25 protein-coding genes are annotated in these 26961 nt (G+C 64.4%); 15 read left to right on the top strand and 10 right to left on the bottom strand.

What is annotated here, in order from left to right; translation table 11 throughout:
- The first annotated feature begins 451 nt into the window (after nt 1–451).
- Nucleotides 452–736, top strand: a complete 285-nt coding sequence (locus tag P0D96_RS12300; RefSeq protein ID WP_132383386.1) for a hypothetical protein — start codon at nt 452–454, stop codon at nt 734–736.
- 11 nt (nt 737–747) lie between these two features.
- Nucleotides 748–1017: a DUF6723 family protein gene (locus tag P0D96_RS12295; protein WP_243658573.1), complete on the top strand. Its 270-nt coding sequence runs from the start codon at nt 748–750 to the stop codon at nt 1015–1017.
- 164 nt (nt 1018–1181) lie between these two features.
- On the opposite strand, the gene P0D96_RS12290 is transcribed toward P0D96_RS12295, so the two are convergent.
- Nucleotides 1182–1388 (bottom strand): hypothetical protein, encoded by a 207-nt coding sequence (locus tag P0D96_RS12290; protein WP_408177584.1) that lies wholly within the window; start codon nt 1386–1388, stop codon nt 1182–1184.
- Nucleotides 1389–1750: 362 nt separating this feature from the next.
- Here P0D96_RS12290 and P0D96_RS12285 point away from each other — a divergent pair, with 362 nt between their 5' ends.
- Nucleotides 1751–2305 carry an NADPH-dependent FMN reductase gene (locus tag P0D96_RS12285; RefSeq protein ID WP_408313602.1) on the top strand — a complete coding sequence of 185 codons (555 nt, stop codon included), beginning with the start codon at nt 1751–1753 and terminating at the stop codon, nt 2303–2305.
- An 84-nt stretch (nt 2306–2389) separates the two neighbouring features.
- Here the strand turns inward: P0D96_RS12285 and P0D96_RS12280 are convergent, their stop codons facing one another.
- Complete coding sequence (locus P0D96_RS12280; protein ID WP_408313601.1) at nt 2390–3394, bottom strand: hypothetical protein; 1005 nt, start codon at nt 3392–3394, stop codon at nt 2390–2392.
- A gap of 228 nt (nt 3395–3622) precedes the next feature.
- Nucleotides 3623–5908, bottom strand: coding sequence for a hybrid sensor histidine kinase/response regulator family protein (locus tag P0D96_RS12275; protein ID WP_408177581.1), 2286 nt, complete (start codon nt 5906–5908; stop codon nt 3623–3625).
- A gap of 713 nt (nt 5909–6621) precedes the next feature.
- Between P0D96_RS12275 and P0D96_RS12270 the strand changes: the two genes are divergently transcribed.
- From P0D96_RS12270 to P0D96_RS12235, 8 genes are all read left to right on the top strand, one after another.
- Nucleotides 6622–6990 (top strand): response regulator, encoded by a 369-nt coding sequence (locus P0D96_RS12270; protein WP_132383375.1) that lies wholly within the window; start codon nt 6622–6624, stop codon nt 6988–6990.
- Complete coding sequence (locus P0D96_RS12265; RefSeq protein ID WP_132383373.1) at nt 6983–7606, top strand: chemotaxis protein CheC; 624 nt, start codon at nt 6983–6985, stop codon at nt 7604–7606. The genes P0D96_RS12270 and P0D96_RS12265 overlap by 8 nt, the downstream gene beginning before the upstream one ends.
- Nucleotides 7603–8541, top strand: coding sequence for a sensor domain-containing diguanylate cyclase (locus tag P0D96_RS12260; protein ID WP_132383371.1), 939 nt, complete (start codon nt 7603–7605; stop codon nt 8539–8541). Before P0D96_RS12265 ends, P0D96_RS12260 begins: the two co-directional genes overlap by 4 nt.
- A gap of 274 nt (nt 8542–8815) precedes the next feature.
- Nucleotides 8816–9664, top strand: a complete 849-nt coding sequence (hpnD, locus tag P0D96_RS12255; protein WP_132383369.1) for a presqualene diphosphate synthase HpnD — start codon at nt 8816–8818, stop codon at nt 9662–9664.
- Between the two features lie 4 nt (nt 9665–9668).
- The gene (gene hpnE, locus P0D96_RS12250; RefSeq protein ID WP_408177580.1) at nt 9669–10937 is read left to right on the top strand and encodes a hydroxysqualene dehydroxylase HpnE; all 1269 of its coding nucleotides are present in this window, start codon (nt 9669–9671) and stop codon (nt 10935–10937) included.
- Nucleotides 10934–12964 (top strand): squalene--hopene cyclase, encoded by a 2031-nt coding sequence (shc, locus tag P0D96_RS12245; RefSeq protein WP_408313599.1) that lies wholly within the window; start codon nt 10934–10936, stop codon nt 12962–12964. The genes hpnE and shc overlap by 4 nt, the downstream gene beginning before the upstream one ends.
- A gap of 3 nt (nt 12965–12967) precedes the next feature.
- On the top strand, nt 12968–13699 hold the full coding sequence (locus P0D96_RS12240) for a phosphorylase (protein WP_408313597.1): 732 nt from the start codon (nt 12968–12970) through the stop codon (nt 13697–13699).
- A gap of 145 nt (nt 13700–13844) precedes the next feature.
- A complete protein-coding gene (locus P0D96_RS12235; RefSeq protein WP_408313595.1) occupies nt 13845–14324 on the top strand; it encodes an acyl-CoA thioesterase in 480 nt (159 codons plus the stop codon).
- A gap of 130 nt (nt 14325–14454) precedes the next feature.
- On the opposite strand, the gene P0D96_RS12230 is transcribed toward P0D96_RS12235, so the two are convergent.
- Both P0D96_RS12230 and hpnN read right to left on the bottom strand, forming a co-directional pair.
- On the bottom strand, nt 14455–15483 hold the full coding sequence (locus P0D96_RS12230; RefSeq protein WP_408313592.1) for an MlaA family lipoprotein: 1029 nt from the start codon (nt 15481–15483) through the stop codon (nt 14455–14457).
- Between the two features lie 2 nt (nt 15484–15485).
- Nucleotides 15486–18101, bottom strand: a complete 2616-nt coding sequence (gene hpnN, locus P0D96_RS12225) for a hopanoid transporter HpnN (RefSeq protein ID WP_408313591.1) — start codon at nt 18099–18101, stop codon at nt 15486–15488.
- A 213-nt stretch (nt 18102–18314) separates the two neighbouring features.
- Here hpnN and P0D96_RS12220 point away from each other — a divergent pair, with 213 nt between their 5' ends.
- A complete protein-coding gene (locus tag P0D96_RS12220) occupies nt 18315–18920 on the top strand; it encodes an MlaC/ttg2D family ABC transporter substrate-binding protein (RefSeq protein ID WP_132383355.1) in 606 nt (201 codons plus the stop codon).
- Between the two features lie 121 nt (nt 18921–19041).
- Here P0D96_RS12220 and hpnH read toward each other — a convergent pair whose 3' ends face one another.
- Both hpnH and ispH read right to left on the bottom strand, forming a co-directional pair.
- The gene (hpnH, locus tag P0D96_RS12215; RefSeq protein ID WP_132383353.1) at nt 19042–20196 is read right to left on the bottom strand and encodes an adenosyl-hopene transferase HpnH; all 1155 of its coding nucleotides are present in this window, start codon (nt 20194–20196) and stop codon (nt 19042–19044) included.
- Between the two features lie 10 nt (nt 20197–20206).
- A complete protein-coding gene (ispH, locus tag P0D96_RS12210) occupies nt 20207–21151 on the bottom strand; it encodes a 4-hydroxy-3-methylbut-2-enyl diphosphate reductase (RefSeq protein WP_132383351.1) in 945 nt (314 codons plus the stop codon).
- A 345-nt stretch (nt 21152–21496) separates the two neighbouring features.
- On the opposite strand from ispH, the gene hpnC reads away from it, so the two are divergent.
- Nucleotides 21497–22363: a squalene synthase HpnC gene (gene hpnC, locus P0D96_RS12205; RefSeq protein ID WP_408177574.1), complete on the top strand. Its 867-nt coding sequence runs from the start codon at nt 21497–21499 to the stop codon at nt 22361–22363.
- Entirely contained in the window at nt 22363–23535 is a 1173-nt protein-coding gene (locus tag P0D96_RS12200) for a glycosyltransferase (RefSeq protein ID WP_408177573.1), read from the top strand. Before hpnC ends, P0D96_RS12200 begins: the two co-directional genes overlap by 1 nt.
- A gap of 63 nt (nt 23536–23598) precedes the next feature.
- Here the strand turns inward: P0D96_RS12200 and P0D96_RS12195 are convergent, their stop codons facing one another.
- Entirely contained in the window at nt 23599–24135 is a 537-nt protein-coding gene (locus P0D96_RS12195; protein ID WP_408313588.1) for a hypothetical protein, read from the bottom strand.
- A 137-nt stretch (nt 24136–24272) separates the two neighbouring features.
- Nucleotides 24273–25283: a hopanoid-associated sugar epimerase gene (gene hpnA / locus P0D96_RS12190; protein ID WP_168789160.1), complete on the bottom strand. Its 1011-nt coding sequence runs from the start codon at nt 25281–25283 to the stop codon at nt 24273–24275.
- Between the two features lie 164 nt (nt 25284–25447).
- On the opposite strand from hpnA, the gene P0D96_RS12185 reads away from it, so the two are divergent.
- Nucleotides 25448–25741, top strand: a complete 294-nt coding sequence (locus tag P0D96_RS12185) for an acylphosphatase (RefSeq protein ID WP_063500556.1) — start codon at nt 25448–25450, stop codon at nt 25739–25741.
- Nucleotides 25742–25867: 126 nt separating this feature from the next.
- Here P0D96_RS12185 and egtD read toward each other — a convergent pair whose 3' ends face one another.
- Nucleotides 25868–26848 (bottom strand): L-histidine N(alpha)-methyltransferase, encoded by a 981-nt coding sequence (gene egtD, locus P0D96_RS12180; protein WP_132383341.1) that lies wholly within the window; start codon nt 26846–26848, stop codon nt 25868–25870.
- Nucleotides 26849–26961 lie beyond the last annotated feature (113 nt).

Genomic DNA, 26961 nt, shown 5'->3' with positions numbered 1-26961 from the left:
AGATCTTCCGGGCAACACCGCTACACGCCCGAATCAACGCGGCGAACGCCATCGGCCAAAAAAATCCATAGAAACTCGGTCCAGGAGACGCCGCGCATCACAGCAGCGGAAAACAATACCCGGCACTCCGAAGCAACACTCGCGCCCGGCACACAAATGCGTTCAATGCTCACCCTACTAACGTGTTACAGTGGGTCAACAGCTTGCAGTTCTCCTGCACATCGCGCGCAGTCTCTGACGCAAACGCCTCGCATCACAGCGCCCTGCACCGAACAGGGTCCCTTCCTCCTACGCATCTCTGCGATGTCGTCGGCCCGGCTTGATTGAAGCGGCCGCTCTGTACGCACATCGTCGATCAACATCACGTTTCGCTGGTACGCCGCGGTCCGGCCGGCATTGCGCCCGACAACGACGCCACGTTCCACGAAAGCCTTCATCGGAGACGAGCATCATGGGCAATACGATCAGAAGTTACCGGGGTCTAGAGATCTATCCGTTGGTGTATCCGCACCAACCGAGCGGTCTCGATGGCGTTCGCCACTACGATTCGGGCTTCGATGCCGCCGTGCGAATCTGCCGGCGCGGCACCGACGACACGATGACCAGCAGCCGCGTGTTTCGCGTGCCGAGCCGTTCACCGTTCGGCGCGGCCGGCGACGCGCGCATTGCTTCAGCCACCTACGCGGAGCAGGTCATCGACGGCATGGTTGCAGGCCAGTCGATCGCTGGGCTCTGATGCGCGCGCCAATGGCAAGTCAAGCTTCCAGGCGCTCGCAAGGCGCGAATCTTCCGGCACTTACGGGCCGTGCGAACTATCAGGTGATGGCGTCGTCGCGCCGTACCTCTAGCGGCACGGTGCCGACACTGAAAGTGATCCGCTTGAGCGACGAGCGGGTGATCTACCCGTTCCAGGGGCACGCCGACATGCCCTTTTTCGAAGACGCCGATGCGGCCCAGTTGTTTGCCGAGACCTACGGCTGGCAATTGGTAGATGGCGACATTGCCGTGCCGGAGTGACACGCTGAACACGCAGCGAGACCAACTCGTGACATAAGGCAGCCGAGCACGACACCTCGCCTTCATAGCTTGGCAAAAAAAGTCGCGACCGCGAAGCGTCAAACGCCAAGCGCTGCGCGACGGCGCAAGACAACAGGCCAACAGGCACGCCGCGCTACCGCCGGCTAAATCTTCCCGCCGCCATCCATGCCGCTACCGCGGCGCCACACTTCCTTGCCGCGTTCGGACAACTCGCCGCTGCTATGCACGGCGTCCGCTTCCGTACCGTCGACGGCCATCTCGCCGCCGGGCTGTTCCTGTGCCCGCTGCTTTTCCTTCTTGCGAGCAGCCACTGCTTCGTCGTGGGATTTACCTGCGTAATTCGGACTCATGGCTCGATCCTCGATCAAGTAGACTTGCTCACGCGGCGCGCGTCATCGGTCATTTATGCCCGTCGCGTGGATTTCCGGCTGAGCAGGACAGGCAACAAACGCTTGTTTGCCTCAAAACGTCCTAGACCGAAAGCATGCTTGATTGACAAGGCAAAAGTACCAGTTATCCACAAGGTTATTCAGTGAATCTGTGGATAACTTTGTGGGATGCAGAGTTATCCACCGCGCACCGCTGCCGTACCTGCCCCAATAGTCGCGGGGCAGTATTTTGCCGCCCGTCGTCGCCGCCCGCGCAGCTATTGGCTATGATGGACAGTTCGTACCCTTTGCGCCTCGAGCGCCTCACAACAAGGAAGCGAATCATGGCCCATCACATTGCAGTCGTCGTCGGAAGCTTGCGCCGCGAGTCGTTCAACCGGCAGTTGGCGCAAGCCGTGATTTCACTGGCGCCGTCCGACTTCACCTTCGAATTCATCGACATCGGCTCGCTGCCGCTTTACAGCCAGGATTACGACGCCGACTATCCCGAAGCCGGCAAGCACTTGAAGCAGCGCATTGAAGCCGCGGACGGCCTGCTGTTCGTCACCCCCGAATACAACCGGTCCATGCCCGGCGTGCTGAAAAACGCGCTCGACTGGGGTTCGCGCCCGTGGGGCGCCAATTCATGGGCCGGCAAACCCGGCGCCGTGATCGGCACGTCGCTTGGCGCGACCGGCACGGCGTTGGCGCAACAGCATCTGCGCAATGTGCTGGCGTATCTCGACGTGCCGACGCTCGGCCAACCCGAGGTGTTCATCAAGCACGATGCGGCGGTCATCAACGAAAAAGGCGAGATCCTGAGCGACGGTACACGCAAATTTCTGCAGACTTTCGTCGACCGCTACGTCGCGTGGGTCAAGCACCAGACCGCTGCTTGAAGCGAATGGCGCGAGCGCATCAGACGACTGAACGCGGCGGCATTGCCGTGACCTCCACGGCATGCCGCCACGAATTGCTCAGGCTCAGACGTGATGATGTCCCGTCACCCGCTCCCAGCCATGACGCACGGCCAGCTTGAAGCGCTCCCACGTGCTGTCCGGCGAGGTGCTTTCCCAATGACGTCGTGCTTCCGGTTCGACGTCGTCCCAAGGCTGGTCGCGATACCGCATGTCCTTACCGATCTCCGCGCCATAGCGGTAGGCCGGCACATAGTCTTCGTAACGTGCGTTTTCGGAGGCGTACTGCTCGTCGTAGTGCGCGCGGAAGTCTTCCTCGTACTCGAGATATTCGTTCGGCATTTGGCCGCCTAAACCGGCGGTCGGCTGGCTCGCTTCGGGGACGACTTCGGACGGCTGCATGATCGCGCCCGAACCCGGTACCGAGCCCGCAGCGATCGCGCTACGGCCTACGTCGCCGACCAGTGGATCCGTGACCGGTTCGTTGACCGGATCCGTCAGCGGGCGCTCGCTGAGCGGCGGCGGCACGAACGGCTCGGCGTCCGTGCTGCCGGGCGGCACGGTGTACCCTGGATCAGCCATCGTGGCAGGCCGCGTAGTCGCGGCCGCGCTGGGCGTCGATACGCTCGACGTACGCGGCGTCATAGCGCCGATGCCGAGTTCATCGAGGACGGAATGCTCGCGCCCGGAGTCTTCCACAGGCGCGTCCCAATCGGGCGAGCGTTCGCCGATATCGGTCGCGCCCAATCTCGTCAAGGTATTGCGAGCGAGGTCCGCGTGGGCTTCGCTCGCCGCGTTGACGCACACGAGCACCGCGCCGCGCCGTACGGCCTCGGCGTAGCGCGCTGTTTCCGGCGCACGTGGACCGCTTGCAAACAGGCTCGACAGGAAACGCTCGATATTTGCCAGCACGCCCGAACTGGCGACTTCGTCGGTTGCGGAACCGACCGACGGTTCCGGATTCGCCTGCAATTCGATCGTCTCGCGTCCAAAACCGGTCTGGACGAGCGTGTCGCGCGCGGCTTCCGCTTGAGCAAAGGTGTCGAATAAACCAATCACGGTGTGTCGCATGGCTGTCTCCCGACGTATTTAGGCAGGACGGACGACGCGCCAACGCGCCGCTCTCGTTGCTTATTTTGACGCCGCAACGATCATGCCGGGCCCGTGCGACGGGCCTGCCGCGCCCGCCGGCGCCGACCTGCGCGCGGCGGCGGCGCAAAAAAGCGCGGCATGCCGCCGCCGCGCTTTTACAACCACCGGTAAATGTCAGATTTGGTTCCACGCCCGCCAAGGCGGGCCTTACTCCGCCGGATGCGCCGCCGGGTCGGCGCCCGTCTGCGTCAGATCGTGCTGGATCGCTTGCAGGAGTTTTTCCAGCAAACCGATATCGAAAGGCTTGGAGAGCACACGCACATCCACGTGGCGGGCCCGGTCGAGTTCTTCCGCGTAGCCGGTGACGAGAATGACCGGCAGTTTGGTCTTGAATGCGAGCACCGCCTCGGCCAGATCGATGCCGTTCATGGTGCCGGGCATATGGATGTCGGACAGCACCAGATCGAACGGCAGCGGTTCGCCGGTGCGCGCTTGCCGCGCGTGGGCGTCGTCGAACAGGCGCAGCGCGGTGTCGGCGTTGAAGACGCACGTGACCTGATGGCCCATCATCTGCAGCAGGGCTTCGGTGCCGGCTGCCACTTCCTCGTTGTCTTCGACCAGCAGAATGCGCAGGCCCGGCGGCGCGCCGTTCTCCTCGGCGCCGGTTTCGGGCGGTCCGTCGACCTCCGGCTCAGCCGTGGCGCGTGGCAGATAGAGACGCACGGAAGTGCCCGCACCGACCGCGCTGTCGATCGCGGCGAGGCCGCCGGAACGCTCGCAGAATGCGAAAACCTGCGGCAAGCCGAGGCCCGTGCCCATGCCTTTCGGCTTGGTGGTGAACAGCGGTTCGAAGGCGCGCGCGAGCACGTCGGGCGCCATGCCTACGCCTGTATCTTCGAGCGACAGTTGCACGAAGTCGCCCGTCAGCGGAAAGCCGTCTTCGTGCCGGAACTGGATATTGGTGGCGCGTACCGTGAAGCGCCCGCCGTTCGGCATGGCGTCGCGCGCGTTCACCGCGACGTTGATGAGCGCCAGCTCCAGTTCCGCGACGTCGACGCGCATCGGCCAGATCTCGACGCCGATATCGATCACCAGCGACACCTTCGCGCCGAGCGAGGCACGCAGCAATTCGCGGCAGGCCGGCAGCCAGCGTTCGAGCGACAGCGTCTCGTTGCGCAGCGGCTGTTTGCGCGCCACGCCGAGCAATTGCCGCGTGAGCGACTGGCCGTTCTTCAGCGCCCGCTCCATTGCCGACAACTCGCGATCCAGACCCGTCACGCCGCGCCGCCGCGCAATCTGCACGTTGGCCGAGAGGATCATCAGCAGGTTGTTGAAATCGTGCGCGACGCTGCCGACCAGCGTGCCCAGCGCCTCCATCTTGCGCGACTGGCGATACGCCGATTCGATCGAGCGGCGCATGGACGCTTCGGCCTGCCAGCGCTCCCACGCCTCCTGTTCGGCGCCCAGGCGGCGCAGCGACAACCAGATCACGCACCACAGCGCGATGGACGGCGTGAACATCGACAGGATCAGCACGCCGAGGTGCCGGTACCACGCGGCCCAGATCGCCGAGGCCCGATAGCCGCACACCACGTAGACGGGATACGAACCGACGTGGCGGAACGCGAGAATCAGATCTTCGCCGTCGACATTCGAATGCATGCGCACCACGCCGGCCCGCCGTCCCTGCGCGAGCGCTTCGGCGAACGGCGTTTGCGGTGCCATGGCGGTGGGCTCGCGCGGCGTGCGCGGATAGTGCGCGAGGATCGAGCCGTCCGTGCGCACGAGGCTCATGGTCATCGGCGTGCCGCTGTTGTTGCCGCCGAGCAGTTCGCGGTAGAACGCGTCGAAATAGCTCGGCCGCAGCGCGACGGAGACCACGCCGGCGAACGAGCCGTCGGCGGCGGGCCGTTCGACGCCCATGTTGAACACCTGTTCGCCGGCCACGTGTCCCGTCATGACTTTCGACACATGCTCCAGATCCTTGCCGTCGCGAATGCCGGTGAAATCCTCGCGCTCGCCGACCGAGATGACCGGCGACGGCAGGTAGCGGCTGCTGGCGAGCAAGGCGCCGTCGCGCCCGAAAATCGACACGGCGGCCACTTGCGGATAGCCGCCGCCCATGACGCGCAGCTTCTCGTGAATGGCGGCTTCGCGCTCGCGAATGCCGTCATCGTCCAGACCCTCGGTCAGATCGACGATGCGCGCATCCAGCGTCTCGTTCATGTCGAACACTTTCAGCGCGTGCTCTTCCGCGATCCGCACCGTGCGTAGCGTCATGTCGGTGGCGTCGGCCTCGCGTGTGCGCAGATCGCTGAGCGCCATGGCCGCGACATACACGCAAGGCAGGACGATCGCAGCGATCAGCAGCGCGATCAACGTGATGCGCCGCACCTGAAAATTCTGTTCCGGCACAGCGGGGAACAATGCCTCGTCCTGCCGGTGAGTGGCAAGGCGGCTCGCGGGCGGCGGTTCGAACCGGTCTGGTGTCATTGTCGGTAATGCGAAGGTCGTTCGGGACAGAGGCCGGGAGTCAGCATCATACGAGAAGCATAGACACGGAGCGGCGGTAGAAGTTACCCGCGGCAAACGGACCGCCTCGGGCGGCTGTCGGACCGCCCATCGACTGACGACTCAATTGTCTGCTTTTTAAAACAGCGACGAATCGAGAAGCGCAAACGTACACAAAAGGATGGAAGTAAAAGAATCCCTTCCAAATCTACCAAAAGATTTTCAAAAATAGTATTTAATGGGAAAATCTCTTTAATGAAAGTGAAATTGGCGAGTTGCCTTTCCGCCGTTTTACTTCGAAAATCAGCGCCATGATAAAAATGCGTCCGCCATGTTCGGACGCATCTGCCGCGAGGGCACCCAGCCAGGCCATGCGTACCACGCGTGGCGGAAGGCGTTCGCGGAATCACGTGCGCGGCAAGGGACCAGCCCGATCCACGAAGCCGCGCAGATTCATCTACGGGGTAGGCTTCGAACATGCCGGTCATAGCCGTCGTCCACCGTGCGCGTACGCTTTCAGGCGTTCCCACCGGTTCCGTCCAACGCGCCTCGCCGCGCGCGCTCCCCGCTCGCCTGCAATCCGTATTTCAGCAAGCTTCAGCCGACTTTGACGCTGGTCGACAGACTTCGCGCTAAAGAATCCGCCTCGATCCGCCGTTAACGCGAATGAGCTAATTCCGCTTTCCGACCCGCCCATGCCTTTGCCCATTGTGATCGCCGATGATTCATTGCTTGCCCGCAAAGTGCTCACCAAGGCATTGCCGCCGGACTGGGAGGTCGACGTGTCTTACGCGTCGAACGGGCGCGAAGCGCTCGCTCTGTATCGCGAAGGCAAGGCGTCGGTGATGTTCCTCGACCTGACCATGCCGGACATGACCGGCTATCAGGTGCTGGAAGCGTTGCAGCACGAGGATCTGAACACCTTCGTCATCGTCGTCTCCGCCGATGTTCAGCCGATGGCCCAGTCGCGCGTGCGCGCGCTCGGCGCTGTGGCGTTCATCGCCAAGCCTGTGACGCCCGAGGCGGTACTACCCATCCTCAAGGAGTACGGGTTGTATGTCTGAGCCAGTCCTCAACGAAGATCAGCGCGACGCGCTGCAAGAGGTCGCCAATCTGGCGATGGGCCAAGCCGCGACACGTCTGGCGCGGCTGCTCGATGCGTTCATCGAATTGTCGGTGCCGCGCGTGAAGGTGGTGGCGGTCAGCGAGGCGGCGCAGGCGCTGCGGGAGATGACCGGGATCGAGGACACGGTGAGCGCGGTGCGCCAGGGCTTTCGCTCCGATATCAAGGGCGAGGCGCTGGTGATCTGCCGCAGCGACAGCATCGAGCAACTGTGTGCGCTCGTCAGCGACCCGTACTCGCGCTCGTCCTACGAAGCGGTGAGCCAGACAGAGCTGGTGTTCGATGTGGCCAACGTGCTGACCGGCGCCTGCGTGTCGTGCATTCTCGACCAGCTCGGCCGCACGCCGATCTTCTCCGCGCCGGGTTTGCTCGGCGAAGCCATGACGCTCGACGAGGTTTTCCAGCCCGGCGTGCTGCAATGGGAAGTGGCCTTGCTGGTCGAAGTGAATTTCGCGCTCGAGGACCAGAGCTTCCGCGCGCACCTCGTGATGCTGATGGCCGAAGAATCGATTCGCCACATGAACGGCGCGCTCGACGCGCTGCTGTCGAGCCTATGAATGTGCCCGTGGACTCGTTGAGCGATCTGGTGGTCGAACGTGTCGGTTTCGGCATTTTTGTGCTGGATCGCGACATGAACGTGCTCATGTGGAACCGCTTCATGCAGGATCACAGCGGACTGACGCCGGACCAGGTGGTCGGCAAGTCGCTCTTCACGCATTTTCCCGAACTGCCGCGCGTGTGGCTGGCACGCAAGATCGAAAGCGTGTTTCAGCTCGGCAGTTTTGCATTCAGCTCGTGGGAACAGCGCCCGTATCTCTTCAAGTTCGATCACGACCGGCCGATTACCGGCGGCGTCGATTTCATGCAGCAGGACTGCACCTTCATGCCGCTCATGCGCGAGCGCGAAGTGGTGGCCGTGTGCGTGACCATTTCCGACGTCACGCACGTGAGCATCGTGCAGCGCGAACGCGAAGAGGCGGTCGCGAAGCTGCAGGAATATGCGGATCGCGACGGCCTGACCGGCATTGCCAACCGCCGCTTCTTCGAAGCGCGCCTGCGCGACGAATACACGCGCTGGCAGCGCTACGGCGGCGATATGTCGGTGCTGCTGTTCGATCTCGATCACTTCAAGAAAATCAACGACCAGTTCGGCCACGGTGTCGGCGACACGGTGTTGCGCGTGATGGCGCAGCGCGTCGCCGAGGTGGTGCGGGCGCAGGATACCTTCGGGCGCTTCGGCGGCGAGGAATTCGCGTTGCTGCTGCCTTGCACGCCGCTCGACGACGCGATGCGCGTCGCGGAAAAGATCCGCTGCACGATCGCCGACACGCCGGTCGAAGTGCAGGGTACGAGCGTACCCGTGACGGCGAGCGTCGGCGGCGCGTCGGCGCGGGTCGGCGTGCCTTCGTATGACGTGCTCATCAACGAAGCCGACGCCGCGCTGTATAGCGCGAAGCGGCAAGGACGCAACCGCTCGGTCGGGTTCGTCTAACGCCGCTCCACAGCGGCGTTGCGCCTCGCCAGAGGCGCCGTACAGGCCACAGTGGATGGCGTGAAGCGCACTGCCTGACCCACTTCAGGCTTCCTTCCGGCCCCTTATCCGCCGACGAAACTGCGGCATCTCACAAACGTTGATATACTTTTCGCCGTTTCCGGCCTCCCAGCCGGGTGTTTCGCGCGTGTCCCCGCGCGCGTGCCGCCGGCCCTGCGGGCAGGCATAAAACTTCTTGAACGCCTTTCAGCGGGCGCCTCCAGCGGAGATCGTCTTGGCTGTTTCCAATCTTGTCGTGGACGATACAGAAATCGACGCCGCTGCCGCCACATCCGGCAGCTCGTTCTATCTCGCAATGCGCATCCTGCCGGCGGCGCAGCGCGACGCGATGTATCAGGTCTACGCTTTCTGCCGCGCTGTCGACGATATCGCCGACAGCGACCTGCCGCCCGCCGAACGCGCCGCCGCGCTCGAACGCTGGCGTGCCGATATCGACGCGTGCTACGCCGGCGCGCCGCGCGCTTCGCTGCGCGCGTTGACGCGGCACATTCACACGTTTCATCTGCAACGCGACGATTTTCACGCGATGATCGACGGCATGGCGATGGACGCCGCCGCCGACATCTGCGCTCCCGATGAAGAGACGCTCGACCTCTATTGCGACCGTGTCGCCAGCGCGGCGGGCCGCCTATCGGTGAGGATATTCGGGATGCAGGAAGAGCCCGGCCGTTTGCTCGCGCACCATCTGGGCCGCGCGCTGCAGCTCACCAACATCCTGCGCGATATCGACGAAGACGCCGGCATCAACCGCTGCTATCTGCCGCACGAATTGCTGGCGCGCGAAGGCATTGCGGTGACGAGCCCCACGCAGATCGCCGACGACCCGTCGCTGCCGCGCGTGTGCGCCACGCTCGCCGAGCGGGCCAAGGAACACTTCGCCGCCTCCGACGCGATCATGGACCGCGAGCCGCGCAACCAGGTGCGGGCGCCGCGCATCATGTCGGGCGTGTATCGCGTGCTGCTCGAACGGACGCTGGAGCGCGGCTTCGACATTCCGCGCACGAAGGTCAGCAAGCCAAAGCTCCGCATGCTGTGGATCGTCGCGCGTTACGCGCTCTTCTGAGCTGATGCAAAAGCTCGTACATGTGGTCGGCGCGGGCCTTGCCGGCCTGGCCGCCGCAGTGCAGTTGCAGCGGCGCGGCGCGCACGTCGTGCTGCATGAAGCGGCTGCCCAGGCGGGCGGCCGTTGCCGTTCATACTACGACTCCAAGCTGGGCGCGACACTCGACACCGGCAATCACATGGTGCTGTCGGGCAATGCCGCGACGCTCAACTACGCGCGGGCGATCGGCGCCGCCGACGAACTGGTCGGCCCGGCCCAGCCCGAATATCCGTTCGTGGATCTGGCCACGCGGGCACGCTGGACCGTGCGTCTGTCGCCGGGACGCCTGCCGTGGTGGATCTTCGACCCGAACGCGCGCGTGCCGAACACCGGGCCAGGCGACTATCTGGCGCTCGCGCCGCTGCTGTTCGCCAAACCCGGGCGTAGCGTCGCGCAGACCATGCGCTGCAACGGACCGTTGTGGGACCGTCTGCTGCGGCCGCTGTTTCACGCCATGCTGAACGTCGAGCCGCGCGAAGCGTCGGCGGAACTGACGGGCGCCATGGTGCGCGAGGCGCTGCTTGCCGGCGGCCTTGCGTGCCGGCCGCTGGTGGCGCGCAACGGGCTGGGCAGCGCGTTCGTCGATCCGGCGCTGCGGCTGTTGCAGCACGGCGGCGCGGCGATCCGGCTGGGCTCGCGCCTCGACGGAATCGTCTTTGCCGCCGACAACCGCCGCGTGCAAGCGCTGAATTTCGCCGCCGAAAGCATCCCGCTCGACGCGAATCAGGCCGTGATTCTCGCGGTATCGCCGGAAATCGCGCAAACGCTCGTGCAAGGCTTGCGCGCACCGACGCGCTTCGCGGCGACCGTCAACGTGCATTTCGCGGTCGAGCCGCCGTTTGGTTTGCCGCAGGTCACCGGGCTGCTCAACGGCACGGCCGAGTGGCTGTTCGCCTTCGAAGGCCGCTTGTCGGTGACGGTGAACGGCGCTGAGCGGTTGCTCGACACGCCGCATGAAGCACTCGCGGCCACCGTCTGGGCCGAAGTGGCTCAGGCGGCGAGCTTGCCGGTCGCGCCGATGCCGGCCTGGCAAGTCGTCGTGGAAAAACGTGCGACCTTCGCCGCGCTGCCGGATCAGGAAATGCGGCGGCCCGGCACGCGCACTCGCTGGAATAACTTGATGCTCGCGGGCGACTGGACGGCTACCGGCCTGCCCGCGACGATTGAAGGCGCGATCCGCTCCGGCCAGAAGGCCGCGGATACGTTGCTGAATGAACCGATGGAACGCCGATGAACGATTTGTCTCAAGCCCAGCCGCTGGACGCCGTGCTGCCTGATTTCGCCGAAGCAGCGCCGAACGCGTCCGCGCCGGCTAATGCGGGCGATGTGCCCACGGCATCGCTCGACGCCGCGATCACGCGCGCGACCGATGCGATTCTCGCCGCGCAGAAGGCGGACGGCCACTGGGTCTACGAACTCGAAGCCGATGCGACGATTCCCGCCGAATACGTGCTGCTGGTCCACTACCTCGGCGAAACGCCGAACGTGGAACTCGAACAGAAGATCGCGCGGTATCTGCGCCGCATCCAGTTGCCCGACGGCGGCTGGCCGCTGTTTACCGACGGCGCGCTCGACATCAGCGCCAGCGTGAAGGCGTATTTCGCACTGAAGATGATCGGCGACCCGGCTGACGCCGAGCATATGGTCCGCGCGCGCGAGGCGATTCTCGCGAACGGCGGCGCCGAAACCGTGAACGTCTTCACGCGGATTCTGCTCGCGCTGTTCGGCGTGGTGTCCTGGCGCGCGGTGCCGATGATGCCCGTCGAGATCATGCTGTTGCCCATGTGGTTCCCGTTCCATCTGTCGAAGGTGTCGTACTGGGCGCGTACCGTGATCGTGCCGCTCCTCGTGCTCAATGCGAAGCGGCCGGTGGCGCGCAACCCGCGCCGTGTGCGGATCGACGAGCTGTTCCGCGGTGCGCCGGTCAACACCGGCCCGCGCGATCGGGCGCCGCATCAGCATGCCGGCTGGTTCCGGTTTTTCAGTGGCGTGGACATGCTGCTGCGCGCCGTCGACGGCCTGTTCCCGAAGGCCACGCGCGAGCGCGCGGTGCGCGAGGCGGTGGCTTTCGTCGATGAACGGCTCAATGGCGAAGACGGCCTCGGCGCGATTTTCCCGGCCATGGCGAATTCGGTGATGATGTACGACGTGCTCGGCTATCCGGCCGATCATCCGAATCGCGCGATTGCTCGCCAGTCGATCGAAAACCTGCTCGTTATCAAGGATGACGAAGCATATTGCCAGCCGTGTCTGTCGCCGGTCTGGGACACGTCGCTCGCGGCGCACGCGCTGCTCGAAACCGGCGAGGCGCATGCCGAACAGGCCGCCGAACGCGGACTCGCGTGGCTGCGTCCGCTGCAGATTCTCGATGTGCGCGGCGACTGGATTTCGCGCCGTCCGAATGTGCGGCCGGGCGGTTGGGCGTTCCAGTACAACAACGCGCACTACCCGGACGTCGACGATACGGCGGTGGTCGTGATGGCGATGCAGCGCTCCGCGACGATTACGCAATCGGATGTCGATCGCGAAGCGATTGTGCGAGCGCGCGAATGGGTGGTCGGCATGCAGAGCAGCGACGGCGGCTGGGGCGCGTTCGAGCCGGAAAACACGCAGTACTACCTGAACAACATTCCATTCTCGGATCACGGCGCCTTGCTCGATCCGCCGACCGCGGACGTCTCGGGCCGCTGTCTGTCGATGCTCGCGCAACTCGGCGAACTGCCGCAGAACAGCGAGCCGGCGCAGCGCGCGTTCGACTACATGCTGAAGGACCAGGAATCGGACGGCAGCTGGTACGGCCGCTGGGGCCTGAACTACATCTACGGCACGTGGACCGCGCTGTGTTCGCTGAACGCCGCCGGCATGCGGCACGACGACCCGCGCATGAAGCGCGCGGCGCAGTGGCTCCTGTCGATCCAGAACGAAGACGGCGGCTGGGGCGAGGGCGGCGAGAGCTACAAGCTCGACTACCACGGCTATGAGCGCGCGCCGAGCACGGCTTCGCAAACCGCGTGGGCTCTCATGGGCCTGATGGCGGCCGGCGAGGTCAATCACGAAGCGGTCGCGCGCGGCGTCGCGTATTTGCAGCGTGAACAGCGCGAGCACGGCCTGTGGGACGAAACGCGTTTCACCGCGACGGGCTTTCCGCGCGTGTTCTATCTGCGTTATCACGGCTATCGCAAGTTCTTCCCGTTGTGGGCGCTGGCGCGCTTCCGTCATCTGAAGCGCAACGGCCTCACGCGCGTCGCGGTCGGGATGTAACGGATGCCGCTATCCACCCCGCCGTCAGCCGATGACGGCCGCAGTCCCTTGCCGGTGATCGTGGTGACGGGCATGGCGTTCGAGGCGCGCATCGCCCGTGGCGAAGGCGTCGAGGTCGTCTACGCGGCGCGCGCCGATCTGCTGGAGCGCGCGTTGAGCGCTGCAGTGGCGCGAGGCTGTTCGGGCATCATCAGTTTCGGCACGGCGGGCGGTTTGGCGCCGGATCTGCAGCCGGGCTCGCTGATCGTTGCGGATGCCGTCGAGGGGCCATTTGGGCGCCTCCAGACCGATCGGCCATGGTCCGACAGGCTCGCAGCCGCGCTGGCGGCCGGGCCGCTCTCCGCGCGTTTGCGGCGCGGTCTCATGGCGGCCGTCACCGCGCCGCTGGTAACGGCGGGCGACAAGGACGTGCTGCATCGCTCGAACGGCGCTTTGGCGGTGGATATGGAGTCGCATATTGCCGGCGCGAAGGCCGCCGCGCATGGGGTTCCGTTTGCCGTGTGCCGCGCGATCGTGGATCCGGCGTGGCGCACGCTGCCTTCCGCGGCGACCGCCGGCCTGCGCGACGACGGCAGCACGGCGCTCGGGCCGATTCTGCGGGAATTGATCCGGCAGCCGTCGCAACTCGGCGCGCTGATCCAGGTTGCCGTCGACGCTCGGGCGGCGCGCCTCTCGCTGGTCCAGGCACGGCGTGCGATGGGCGAGGCCGGGGCCTTGCGCATGGCCACCATCTGAAGCGCGCGTCGCGACGGCGCTGTCCCTTTTATTCAGCAGATATTGAAATACTAGGGAAAACCCTTAGATTTGGTACAATGTCAGTGTTAACCCTAGGCCGTGCTGCCAAGCGCGCGGCCCAGGTGCCTCGAACACGGAGTACCGAATGAATTTCCACACGAGAAAGTGGGTCAAGCCCGAAGATCTGAACCCCAACGGCACGCTGTTCGGCGGCAGCCTTCTGCGCTGGATCGACGAAGAAGCCGCGATTTACGCCATCTGTCAGCTCGACAATCAGCGCGTCGTGACCAAGTTCATGTCCGAGATCAATTTCGTCAGTTCGGCGCGGCAGGGCGACATCATCGAACTCGGCATGACCGCCACGCATTTCGGCCGCACCTCGATCACGTTGCGCTGTGAAGTGCGCAACAAGATCACGCGCAAAAGTATCCTGACCGTGGAGAAGATGGTGTTCGTCAATCTCGACGAAAACGGCGAGCCGGCGTCTCACGGGCGCACGCGGATTCGTTATGCGGATGAGGCGTTTGCCCGGTATCGCGAGGATTCGGGGCCGGTGTCGCAAGGCGCGGTTGCGGTCGAAGAAGAGCGGGTTGCGTCGCGCGCCGAGGTGGATAGCCTGCATTGAACCGGTTGATTGGCTCTAACCCAGACTGCGGCGCGTTGCACGCCGAAGTTGTAGCTTGTCCTGTCTTGGCCGGCGTCTAGCTCGGCTTTACGGGGCGCCCGTTCTGGGCGCCCCGCCTGAATCCCGATACTTATTGCGTCACCGGCGCTGAGGCCGGCTGGGTGCTGTCGGCCGGCGCTGCGGAAGGCGCCGCTGGCGGCGTCGGTGCGGCCGTGCCTGAAGCGCCGTTGGGTGCCGCAGCCGGCGCGGCCGGCTGCGTCGAGCCCGCTGCGCCGCTCGCGGGCGCCTCACCCGGATCGGTGTAGTTGGGCACGCCTGCCGGGGCGCCCGTGGCGGCGCCAGAGGCCGCATTCGGGGCTTCCGCGGCGTCGCCCGGATCCGCGTAGTTGGGCAGAGCGCCTGCCGCCGGCGCGCCCGCTGCGGGCGCCGACGAGGCGCCGGAATCGCCCTGATCGTCATAGTTCGGCAGCGGCGCCGCGTTGTCGCTGGTGCCGCGCAGACGCGCACGGCGTTGCTGCGTGTAGGCGTCGCGCACGAACGAGTACTTGTCCAAGGCAGCCTGTTGCAGCAGGTCCGACGCACCCAGCAGGTCGGAGCGCACGCTCACGAACTGCAGCACGTACAGCGGATTGCGCACCGCCGGCTCCATGTAGTTCAGCGGGTTGAACTTCACGTCGACGATAAGCCCCATGCTGTCACGCACCGTGCTCGGGCCGAACAGCGGCAGGACTAGATACGGCCCCGACGGAATGCCCCAGTGACCCAGCGTCAGGCCGAAATCCTGATGATGCTTGGGCAGCCCGGCCGGCGTCGCCCAATCGAGCAGGCCGCCCAGACCGAAGGTCGAATTGAACGCGAAACGGACGAAGTCCTCGGTCGCGTCGGTGATCTTCAACTGCAGCAGCGCATTCGCGGCATTGGTCAGATCGCCCAGATTCGAGAAGAAGTTGCTCACGGCGGTGCGCAACGGTTGCGGTGTCACCTTCTGGTAACCCTTCGCCACCGGAACGGCGACGTAGCGGTCCAATCCGTCGTTGAAATTGAACACGGCCCGGTTCATCGGCTCGAGCGGGTCGCCGGGTTTACGGTCGGGGCCGGTGGCGCAGCCAGAAATCAAACCGGTGGCGACGAGTGCCAGCGCGGTGTTACGCAGCTTCATGCTTATATTCCTTTTTGCTTCGCGCGACGTGAGCGCGGCTTGCCCATCAACACGGGTTGAAACACCACTGCGCCGATCAGTGTGCAGAACAACGAGAGCGCCAGCAGGCGCCCCATACTGGACGTCCCCGGATGGTGCGACAGCCAGAGGCTGCCGAACGCCGTCGCCGTGGTCGCCGCGCTGAACAGCACAGCGTGCGTCAGGCTCGACTGCAGGAGGCCAGTCTGACCGTGGCGCCACGCCATCACGAAATAGATCTTGAACGCTACGCCGACGCCGAGCATCAGCGGCAAAGCGATGATATTCGCAAAGTTCAGCGGCATGCCGAATACCACGCACAACTCGAGCGTCACGAGCGCCGACACCAGCAGCGGAACCAGCGTGCGCAACATGTCGCCGATGCGCCGCAGCGCGATCCACAGCAGGATCGCAATCGACACGAGCGCGTAGCCGGCGGCCTGCAGGAACGCCTTGATGATGGTGTCGGCCGAATGCAGGATCGAAATCGGCCCGCCGATCGCGCCCGGCTCCGCCTTCTTCACCGCGTGGGCGAAGTGCGCGAGCATGACGTCGTCATTCGGATCGGTGCCGGGTTTCACCTTCGGCGAGATGTCGACGAGGGCGCGGCCGTCTTTCGAAACCCAGCCTTTGGAGATTTCCTTGGGCAGATTCTCGCGGGTGATCTCGGTGGGTTGCAGCAGGTTGGCCAACTGCTTCAGCGCAATGCGCAGCGTGTCGGACATCGCGGTTTCGGCGCGATCGCGCGTGGCCGCATCGGCGGCGGCTAACTTCTGCAATGTGGCGGACAGATGCTTGGCTTCGGCGGCGCCTGGGCCCGGGTGATCGTCGGCGGCGAGCGAGAGCTGGTTCGACGCGCGTTTGAGCGCGGCGACGCGCACCGCGTCCGTCGCTTGTGGCGCGGGTGGTTGCTGCAACGCGGGCAACAGCTGCTGCGCGGCACTCGCAATCAGCATCAGCTTTTGCTGCTGGTCGGCGGGAACGAAGGTGTCGAGCGTATTGACGCGGCCCACTTCCGGCAACGTACGCAGACGCGCGGCCATGCGGTCGGCGTCGGCGAGCGACGGTGCCAGCACATGGACGTTGTTGACCGCCGCTTCCGGCGAATCCTTCAGCGACAGCAGCGTCGCCATCGACTCCGTGTGCGGATCCTTCAGATGCAGCGGGTTGAAGTCGAAGCGCAAATGCGTGAGCAAGGGCGTGGCGCCGATCACGACGATCAGCGTGCCGATCAGCACCGGCTTGCGATGGTGGTCCAGGAAATCGTCGACGGGCGCGAGCCGCTTGAAGCCTGGCGAACCGGCTTCGCCGGGCGGCCGGAAGATCTTCAGCAGGGCCGGCAGCAGCGTCATGTTGGTGAGGTACGCGACGAACATGCCGACGCCCGCGATCTCGCCCAACTCCGACACGCCGCGGTAAGCCGTCGGCAGGAACGAGAAGAAGCTCAACGCGACCGCGACCGCCGCGAGCGTGAGCGGCACGCCGATACTGTGCGACGTATGCATGAGCGCGGCGGAAAGACGGTTGTCGCGATTGCGCTCCTCACGATACTTGACGCCGAACTGCACGCCGAAATCGACCCCGAGCCCGACGAATAGCACCATGAAGGCAACCGAAATCATGTTGAGCGCACCGACCAGCATCAGGCCGAGCGCCGCGGTGATCGCGAGTCCGACGAACAGCGTGATGAACACGGCGGCGATCATGCGGCCCGAGCGCAGGGCCAGCCACAAAATGATCAGCACGACGATGAAGGTGCCGATGCCGTTGAGCACCGCGCCGTCCTTGACCGACGCGAACTCTTCGTCGGCGAGCGGCTGTTCGCCCGTCAGACGGACGGTGGCGCCGAAGCGCGAGTCGAGGTGCAGCGCGGCGGCGGTGTCGCGGATCGACTTCGAGGCCGTCGCGCCCGGCTCCAGCGCGTCGTAGTTCACGACCGGCTGCACGATGACGAAGGCGCGCGCCGGCTCCGTGGCCGCGCTCTTGTCGACCAGCGCACGCCACGAGAAGGCGGCCGGCTGGCCGGCCAGCACGCGGTCGAGCGTAGCCGCGCTTTGCGATAGCAGATGGCTCATGTCGCCGAGCTTCACCTGACCAAGCTGAAGCGGCAGCAACAGACTCGTGGTCAGCGTACCGGCAAGGCCGGTCAGGCTGGGATCGTGTGCGAGGGCGTTGACGAGCGGGCGCGATTGGACGAGCTGCGAGGTGGTCGACATGACTTCGTCAGTCGACGGGAACAGCAGGCCGTTGTGTTCGAAGAACGGACCGCCGGCCGGCTGCGAAACCGCTACGAACTCCTTCGGATCGGCCTTGAGCGCCGTGGTCAGGGCTTGCGCGGCGGCGTCGGCGTATTCCGGCGCGCGCGCTTCGACGACCACCAGCACGGTTTGACCGCGATCCGGGAACGCCTGGTCCATGGCATTTTCGAGCGACGACCATTGCTTGTCCGTCTCGACGAGACGGCTGATGTCCGTGTTGATCTTGAAGTTATAGACAACGTAGAAACCGCTCAAAACGGCGAGCACGAGCGACAGCGCGACGATCCTCATCGGATGACGCACTGAATAGGCGACAAGACGGACAATAGATGACTTCAGCATGTAGGCGAACGTGGCCTTATCACGGTTGTTGTTTTTGACGAAAGTGCACAAGTATACAGAGCCGGAGGGCTCAGTCTCCGGTTCGGTAGCAAGTGCGGCTCCCGCAGACGCTCTTCGGGGCGGGAACGCAATCTCGGTATACTGGTCTATCCTGCGTTCGCTGCGTGCTTGCAAGCCCGGCGGCGCTTACTTCTTTCAGGTTCTGTCGAGCGTATGAAACGTTATCTGTCTGCTTTTCTGGCTGCGGCCGTGGTATCCACCGCGGCATACGCGCAAAGCGCGCCCGACGCGGTTGTAAAAAGTGCTGTCGAGGGCACGGTGGCCGCGATGAAGGCTGACCCGCAGGCGCGCGGCGGCGACATGGCGAAGATCACCCAACTGGTCGAGTCACGCTTCCTGCCGGCCACGGACTTCCAGCGAACCACGCGGATCGCGGTCGGCAAGGCTTGGGCTACCGCGACACCCGACCAGCAAAAGCAACTGTACGAGCAGTTTACGCTGCTGCTCACGCGCACTTACGCGGCCTCGCTGTCTCAACTGCGTGACCAGGACGTGAAGTTCAAGTTCTTGCCGGTCAACGTTCCGGCCGGCGCTAAAGACGTTGTCGTGCAGTCGCATGTGTTGAGCAACGGCGGCGATGATGCGATCGACTATCGCATGACCAAGGGTGCCGCCGGCTGGAAGGTCTACGACATCAACATGATGGGCGCCTGGCTGATCCAGGTGTATCAGACGCAATTTGCCGATCAGATTTCCAAAGGCGGCATCGACGGGTTGATCAAGTTTTTGACCGCTCACAATGCGCGCAGCGCGGGGTGACGGTTGATGGCCTGACGTCGTGCGTGAGGCCTGAGGTATAAAAAAAGCGCGGTGGCTTGCTGGCCACCGCGCTTTTTTGTATTCACGACCAGGGGCGGTGCTAGACCGCCCCTTCGACCGCTCAGTGTGCCGCCGTCGCCGTCTGCACTTTCTTGCCCTTGCCGGACACCTTGATCTCTTCCAGCTTGATCTCGACGTGGCGGGAGAAGACATACTCGGCCGGACGCTGCTTATCCAAAGGAATGTCCTTGGTGAACGCGCCCGACGTCTTCGGACCGCGCAGGCTGACCTTCAGCGCCTTCAGCGGATGCGCCACCGTATCCATCACGGCGGTCGCTTCGAAGCCGCAGTGCACCATGCAGTCGGCACACTTCTCGTAGTTACCCGTGCCGTATTTTTCCCACTGCGTGGTTTCCATCAGTTCCTTGAAGGTCTTCACGTAACCTTCGCCGACCAGATAGCACGGCTTTTGCCAGCCGAACACGGTACGCGCCGGGTTGCCCCACGGCGTGCATTCGTAAGTCTGATTGCCGGCCAGGAAGTCGAGGAACATGCCCGACTGGCTGAACGACCAGTTCTTGCCATTGTTGCCGCGCTTGAAAATCTCGCGGAACAGGTGCTTGGTCTTGTCGCGGTTCAGGAAGTGCTGCTGATCCGGCGCGCGCTCATACGCATAACCCGGCGAGACGGTGATGCCGTCCACGCCCATCGGGCCCAGCGTGTCGAAGAACGCGGCGACGCGTTCCGGCACGGCGTCGTTGAACAGCGTGCAATTGATGTTCACGCGGAAACCGCGGCGCTTCGCTTCCTTGATGGCGGCGACAGCCTTGTCGTACACACCTTCCTGCGACACCGAGTGATCGTGCGCCTGCTGATCGCCGTCGAGGTGAACCGACCAGACGAAGTAAGGATTCGGCTCGTAGTCGTCCATCTTCTTTTCCATCAGCAGCGCGTTCGTGCACAGGTACACGAACTTCTTGCGCGCGATGATGCCCTTCACGATCTGCGGCATTTCCTTATGCAGCAACGGCTCGCCGCCTGCGATCGACACCACCGGCGCGCCGCATTCGTCGACGGCGCCGAGACATTCTTCCAGCGACAGACGCTGATTCAGGATGGGATCCGGATAGTCGATCTTGCCGCAGCCATTGCAGGCGAGATTGCAGCGGAACAGCGGCTCCAGCATCAGGGCGAGCGGGTAGCGTTTGTTCCCGGACAGATGCTGACGCATGATGTATGCGCCGACCCGGACTTTCTGTAGCAGCGGAATAGACAAGACGTCCTCCTTAAACTTCGCGTGCAGCGAGTGGTTGCATCAGCTTCGATGGCAACTTGAATTCGACTTTTTCTTCACGGCCCGCCATCGTCGTGACATCGACAGGCCCCAATGCGCTCAGCGCATCGATTACGTTCTTGACCATCTCTTCCGGCGCCGAAGCACCGGCCGTGATGCCGACCGTTTGCACGTTGGCAAACCATTCCGGCTTCACTTCCGAACCGTCGGCGACGAGATAACTCGCCACGCCGCTTTCGCTGCCGATTTCGCGCAGCCGGTTCGAGTTCGAACTATTGGTTGCGCCCACCACCAGCAGCACGTCGACCTGTTTGCTCAACTCGCGCACCGCTGCCTGGCGGTTCTGCGTGGCGTAGCAGATGTCGCGCGTATCCGGACCGACGATGTCGGTGAAGCGGCGCAGCAGGGCGTCGATAATGCCGCGCGTGTCGTCCACCGACAGCGTGGTCTGCGTGACATAAGCGAGCGGCGTGTCGAGCGGCAGGTCCAGATGCGCGACCTCGGCCTCGCTCTGCACCAGCAGCACCTTGCCTGGAATCTGGCCGATCGTGCCTTCCACTTCCGGATGCCCGGCGTGGCCGATCAGAATCAGCGTGCGGCCGGCGCTGACGTATTGGCGGCCCTGCACGTGCACCTTGGTGACCAGCGGGCAGGTCGCGTCGAGCACGTCGAGACCCCGCGCTTGCGCGTCACGCTCCACGGTTTGAGCGACACCATGAGCGCTGAAAATCGCCACGGCGCCTTGCGGCACTTCGTCGAGTTCCTCGACGAAGCGCGCGCCCTTCTGGCGCAAATTGTCGACCACGTGGCGATTGTGAACAATCTCGTGGCGGACATACACGGGTGCGCCGTGTTGCTGTAACGCGCGATCGACGATCTCGATTGCGCGAACAACACCCGCACAAAAGCCGCGGGGTTGAGCAAGGATGACTCGCATAAGTTGGCGAACTCCGACTGACGCGGGTTCCGAAGAAGTCGGTAAATATGACTTTATCGCCGCGACCATCTAATTAGTTGACGTCTTGAGCCCCGGCGACGTGCCGGTACAGCAAAACCAAACGCGCATTCTAACGCTATCAGGCCGGCTTTGCTTCGGCGGCGCCCGGCGGGTGTTGGGCAGACGCCGCAGCAGCGGATCGATGCCCGGCGCCCTGAGCGGCTGGTTGCGGCAATGCGGATGTGGCAATGATTGCACGCTGCAACGGTTTGACGGAACCCTTAAACTACGTAGTCCTGCGGCGCGTGGGCGCCCGCCTTACAAAAGGGTTTCGAGGCTCGCTGGATGGACGTCGATCAATACGAAAACTTTCCGGTCGCGAGCGTGTTGCTGCCAAAGGCGCTGCGCGCGCCGATCGGCATTATCTACCAGGTTGTCCGCACGGCCGGCGACATTGCCGACGAAGGCGACTGGAGCGCAACCGAGCGGCACGCCCGTCTCGCCGACTTCCGCGCGGGCCTCGACGCGGTGGCGGAGCGGCGCGCGGCGCCGGTCCATCCGCTGCTGTTCGGCAAGCTCGCCGGCGTGGTCGCACAGTATAAACTGCCGCTCGCGCCGTTCTACGATCTGCTCCACGCGTGCGGCCAGGACATCGACACCAGTCGTTACGCCGACCGCGCCGCGCTGCTCGACTACTGCCGCCACTCGGCCAACCCGCTCGGGCATCTGATGCTGCATCTGATCGGCGCGGCCACGCCGGAGAATCTCGCCGACGCCGACGCGATTTGCACGGCGTCGCAGTTGATCAGCTTCTGGCTGGACGTCTCCGCCGATTGGAAAAAGGACCGCGTGTACCTGCCGCGCGCCGATATGCGGCGCTTCAACGTGACCGAGGCGCACATCGCCAACGGTGTCGCCGACGAAGACTGGCGGGCGCTCATGGCGCACGAAGTGTCCTTCGTCCGTGAGACGCTGGTGCGCGGCGCGCCGCTCGCGTTGCGAATTCCAGGGCGGCTGGGCCTCGAGTTGTGCGGCGCCGTTCACGGCGGCCTGCGCTTTCTCGAACGGATCGAGAAGGCGGGCTACGACGTGTTTCACGAGCGGCCGGTGCTCAATACGTTTGACTGGTGCGTCGTCGCGGCCCGCACCGTGGTGATGTGGCTGTCGCGGCGCGTCGGCGTGCAAGCGCGTTCAATCGAGGGTAATGCTTAATGGCGGTGGTTCTGTTTCTTCTTTCGTGTCTCTCCTTGCTGATCTGGTGTGTGTTGCTGTTTGCGCGCGGCGGTTTCTGGCGCGCGCGCCCCGCTGCGCCGCTGACCATCGAGCCGCGCGCAACGTGGCCGGCGGTGGCGGCCGTGGTACCGGCCCGCAATGAAGTCGATGTGATCGCCGAGGCGGTCACCACGCTGCTTGAGCAGGACTACGAAGGCGAATTCCATGTGATCGTCGTCGACGACCACAGCACCGACGGCACCGCCGACGCCGCTCGCGCGGCCGCGTTGCAGCTGCAATGCCCGGACCGTCTGACCGTGCTGAGCGCGAAGCCACTGCCGCCGGGCTGGTCCGGCAAGGTGTGGGCGCAGTCGCAAGGTATCGAGGCCGTGCGCACGCTCGGCTTGTCCGCGGACTTCCTTCTGTTGACCGACGCCGACATAGGCCATCCCGCCGACGCGGTCGTGCAACTCGTTGCGCGTGCGGATGCGGAACAGCGCGATCTCGTCTCGCTGATGGTGCGTTTGCGCTGCGACTCGTTCTGGGAAAAGGCGCTGATTCCGGCCTTCGTCTTCTTCTTTGCCAAGCTGTACCCGTTCTCGTGGGTCAACAACCCGCGCAATCGTACGGCGGCGGCCGCGGGCGGCTGCATGCTCGTGCGCCGTAGCGCGCTGGAAGAAGCGGGCGGCATCGAGTCGATCCGCGCCGAGTTGATCGACGACTGCAGTCTCGCCGCGCGCATCAAGCATCGCGGCACGGGGCGTCATCCGATCCGGCTGGATGTGGCGGCGCGCAGCGTGTCACTGCGTCCGTACGATAGCTGGCGTGAGATCTGGAACATGATCGCGCGCACCGCCTTCACGCAGTTGCATTACTCGCCGCTGCTGCTGGCGGGCACGCTGGCCGGCATGACGGTCATTTACCTGATGCCGCCGGTGGCCGCACTGGTGCTCGGTCCGACGGGCTGGCCGGCGTGGCTCGCGTGGGCGGCCATGTGCTGCGCTTATGCGCCGATGCTGAGCTATTACCGCCGCTCACCACTGTGGGCACCGTTTCTGCCGCTGGTCGCGTTGTTCTATGTCGGCGCGACGTTTGCGTCGGCGGTGCGCTACTGGCGCGGCAAAGGCGGACAGTGGAAGGCGCGGGTTCAGGCGCCGGTGCAGGAACGCTGAAGCCACACTCAGCAATCGCAGCGGAATAGAAAAGCGGCGCTCTCGGGCGCCGCTTTTTTTGCATCAGCCTTTGGTGAGCATCATGTAGAGCTGGATCACCATGTCGGGCGAGAACGTGAACGGTACCCAGCCGTGGCCGGTGTGGCGCATGACCAGCAAACGATCGCCGTTCGACTGCTTCTGCACCGCCATGACCGGATTTTTCGTGGACACGAAGCGCCAGCCCGGCGGAATGCCCGGCGGCGGTTCCGGCGTCATCGACGCGCGGGCGTTCGACAACTCTTCGATCAATTGGCCGATCTGCTCCGCGCGCAGCGCGACCGTCTGGCCGCCGATCGTCATGGTGATCTCGTTCTGCGCGGGGCGATTGATTTCGAGCGTGGGCTGAAGCTTCGGAGCCGCCGCCTCGTCTTCGACGACGACCGCCTCGGTCTCAGCCGCTTCCGCATTGGATTCGGGCGCGGCCTGCTGCGCCGGCGCTTGCAGCGCAGCGTGCTCTACGGGTGTCTCGGGGATGTTTTCGGCCTGCGGGGCCACGACAGCCTGAATGAGCTGATCGACGCCCAATTCGAGTGCGCCGAGCTGTTCGTGAAGTTTCATGCGAGGTTTCTCTGGTAAGACCCACGATTTTAACTGCTGCGCGTAGGCTTTTACCTGTCGCTAACACAGTGACGTTGTAACAAAATGCTTGCGGCTGCACCGGATCGCCCGGCGCGAGCCGCTTATTCACGCCGACATCACGGCTTCAGATAGCCCGCTTGCCGGAACCAGTCGAGCGCGTCGCTCAAGCCCTCACGATAGGGCCGAGCGCGATAGCCAAGCTCACGTTCCGCTTTCGCCGACGTGAAATACATCTTGTTCTTCGACATTTTCAACCCGTCGACGGTGACGAACGGTTCGCGTTTCGTGATCTTGGCGACCGCTTCGGCACCCATGGCGAGCGGGTAGAGCGGCCAGCGCGGCAAGCTCAGCGTCGGCGCCTTGCGGCCGGTCAGCGCCGCGATATCCGCGAGCATCTGTTGAAGCGGCAGATTCTCGCCGCCAAGAATATAGCGCTCGCCGATCTTGCCGCGTTCGAGCGCGAGGAAATGGCCGGCCGCAACGTCGTCCACATGCACGAGATTCAGGCCCGTGTCGACGAACGCCGGAATCTTGCCGAGCGCCGCTTCCACGATGATGCGTCCCGTCGGCGTCGGCTTGACGTCGCGCGGTCCGATCGGCGTGGACGGATTGACGATCACCGCCGGCAGGCCGTCTTCGGCGATCATCCGCTCCACCGCGCGTTCGGCCAGCACCTTGCTGCGCTTGTACACGCCGATCGCCTGATCGGCTTTGAGCGGCGAGGTTTCATCGGCGGACTGGCCGGAACTGGTCACTTTCAGCGTGGCTACGCTGCTCGTGTAGACGATGCGCTCGACGCCTTCCTTCAGCGCCGCGCGCATGGTCGCCTCGGTGCCTTCGAGGTTCGAGCGCTCGATTTCGCTCGGGTCAGGCGCCCACAGACGATAGTCGGCGGCCACGTGCAGCAGATAGCGCACGCCGCGCAGCGCGTTGCGCATCGACGCTTCGTCGCGCATATCGCCGATCACAATCTCCGCGTCCAGCGACTCGACGTTCTGACGCGGACTGGTGGCGCGCACCAGCACACGCACCTTGAAACCTTTCTGTTGCGCGATGCGCGCCACCGACGAGCCGACGAAGCCGGAGGCGCCGGTGACGAGCACGAGATCGCGATTCTGTTCGGTCATTCTGTTTCCATTCCCTGCATGACAGTCGACGGATTGTACGTGGCGCGCGCGCCGTGTGTCGTGTGGGCGGTTTCAAAGAGACGCGGTTGAACGCGCGCTTGCCGAGCAAGCTCGCCGCGACACGACTAGAATGCCGGCTTGAAAGTTTGCGAAGAGAGGACGGCATGGCCCCGGATCTGGACCAGCGGATCGAAACGTATTACGTGCGCGTGCGCGGCACTGTGCAAGGCGTCGGCTTTCGCCACGCGACCGTGCGGCAGGCTCACGCGCTCGGCATCAAGGGATGGGTGGCGAATCTCGACGACGGTTCCGTCGAAGCCATGTTGCAGGGCTCGGCCAACCAGGTCGACCGGATGCTGTCGTGGCTGCGTCACGGGCCGCCGGCGGCGCGCGTGACCGAGGTGACCGGCGAAGAGCGCGCCACCGAAAAGCGCTACGAGCGTTTCGAACAGCACTGAGCGGCCGCACGTAGAACACGCAAGACACGCAAAATCAAAAGGCGGCGCGCCATCATGCACGATGGCGCGCCGCCTTGTTTGCGTGACCGTGCTTCAGTCAGCGGCCCAGTCAGCGGCCGGCCGCGCTCAACGCGCCACCAGCAGGCTCTCCGCAAAACCCCATTCGTCTTCGATCCATTGATGGCTGCACACGAAGCCGGCGTCGTCGGCAATCGCGGGCATTTCTTCCGCGCGATATTTGTGGCTGCTCTCGGTCCAGATCGTTTCGCCCGCCTTGAGCGACACCGTCAATTGCGCGGCGCCCACACGCGCGGTGATATCGCGCTTCGCCCGCAGATGCATTTCGATGCTGCGCGCGTCCGGGTTGAAGCGCGCGACGTGCTCGAACGCCTCCAGCGGAAAGTCGCCGTCGAGCTCGCGATTGATGCGCGCCAGCAGGTTCAGATTGAACGACGCAGTGACGCCGATCGAGTCGTCGTAAGCGGCCACCAGGACGGGCGTCGGCTTGATCAGGTCCGTGCCGAGCAGCAAAGCGTCGCCGGGAGCGAGCATGTTGCGGATATCGCGCAGGAAACGTGTCGCCGCGAGTCTGCCGAAATTACCGATCGTACTGCCAAGGAACAGTACGAGTAACCGCTCGTCCGCCGCGCGTTGCTTGCTCACTTCAGCGAGGCCGGCCAGGTAATCGCGTTCGTAGCCGACAATCGAAATGCGCTCGATGTCGCCGAGTTCGCGCCTGCACAACTGCAATGCGCTGCGCGAAATTTCAATTGGGCAGTAAGAAGTGGGGCGTTTTTTACACAGCGCTTCCAGAATGCGCCGTGTTTTACGGCCGCTGCCGCTGCCGAGTTCCGCGACCGTCACGTCGTGCGGCAGATGCGCGACGATATCCGCGGCGTGCCTGGTCAGCAGACGTTCCTCGGCGCGTGTCACCCCGTATTCCGGCAACACGGTAATCACTTCGAACAGCGCGGAGCCCACTTCGTCATACAGATACTTCGATGGCAGCTCTTTCTGCGGCGTATGGGTGAGGCCTGCGCGAACGTCGGCGGCAAAGGCGGAGCGTAGGTCGGGCGATGCGTCGTGCGATAGGGCTGGCTGGGTCATGCTGGCTCCAGTAGTCACATTCGATGAGCGGGATTGCTGCCGGGCGGCGGCACGCGTGATGAAACGCAGTTGAGGCGTGCCGCGGAGAAGAAGGGCGGGCTCGGTCCGTAGGA

The sequence above is a fragment of the Paraburkholderia sp. RL17-347-BIC-D genome (genome assembly GCF_046027915.1).
Taxonomy (GTDB): Bacteria; Pseudomonadota; Gammaproteobacteria; order Burkholderiales; family Burkholderiaceae; genus Paraburkholderia.
This window is presented reverse-complemented; position numbering and strand designations above follow the sequence as displayed.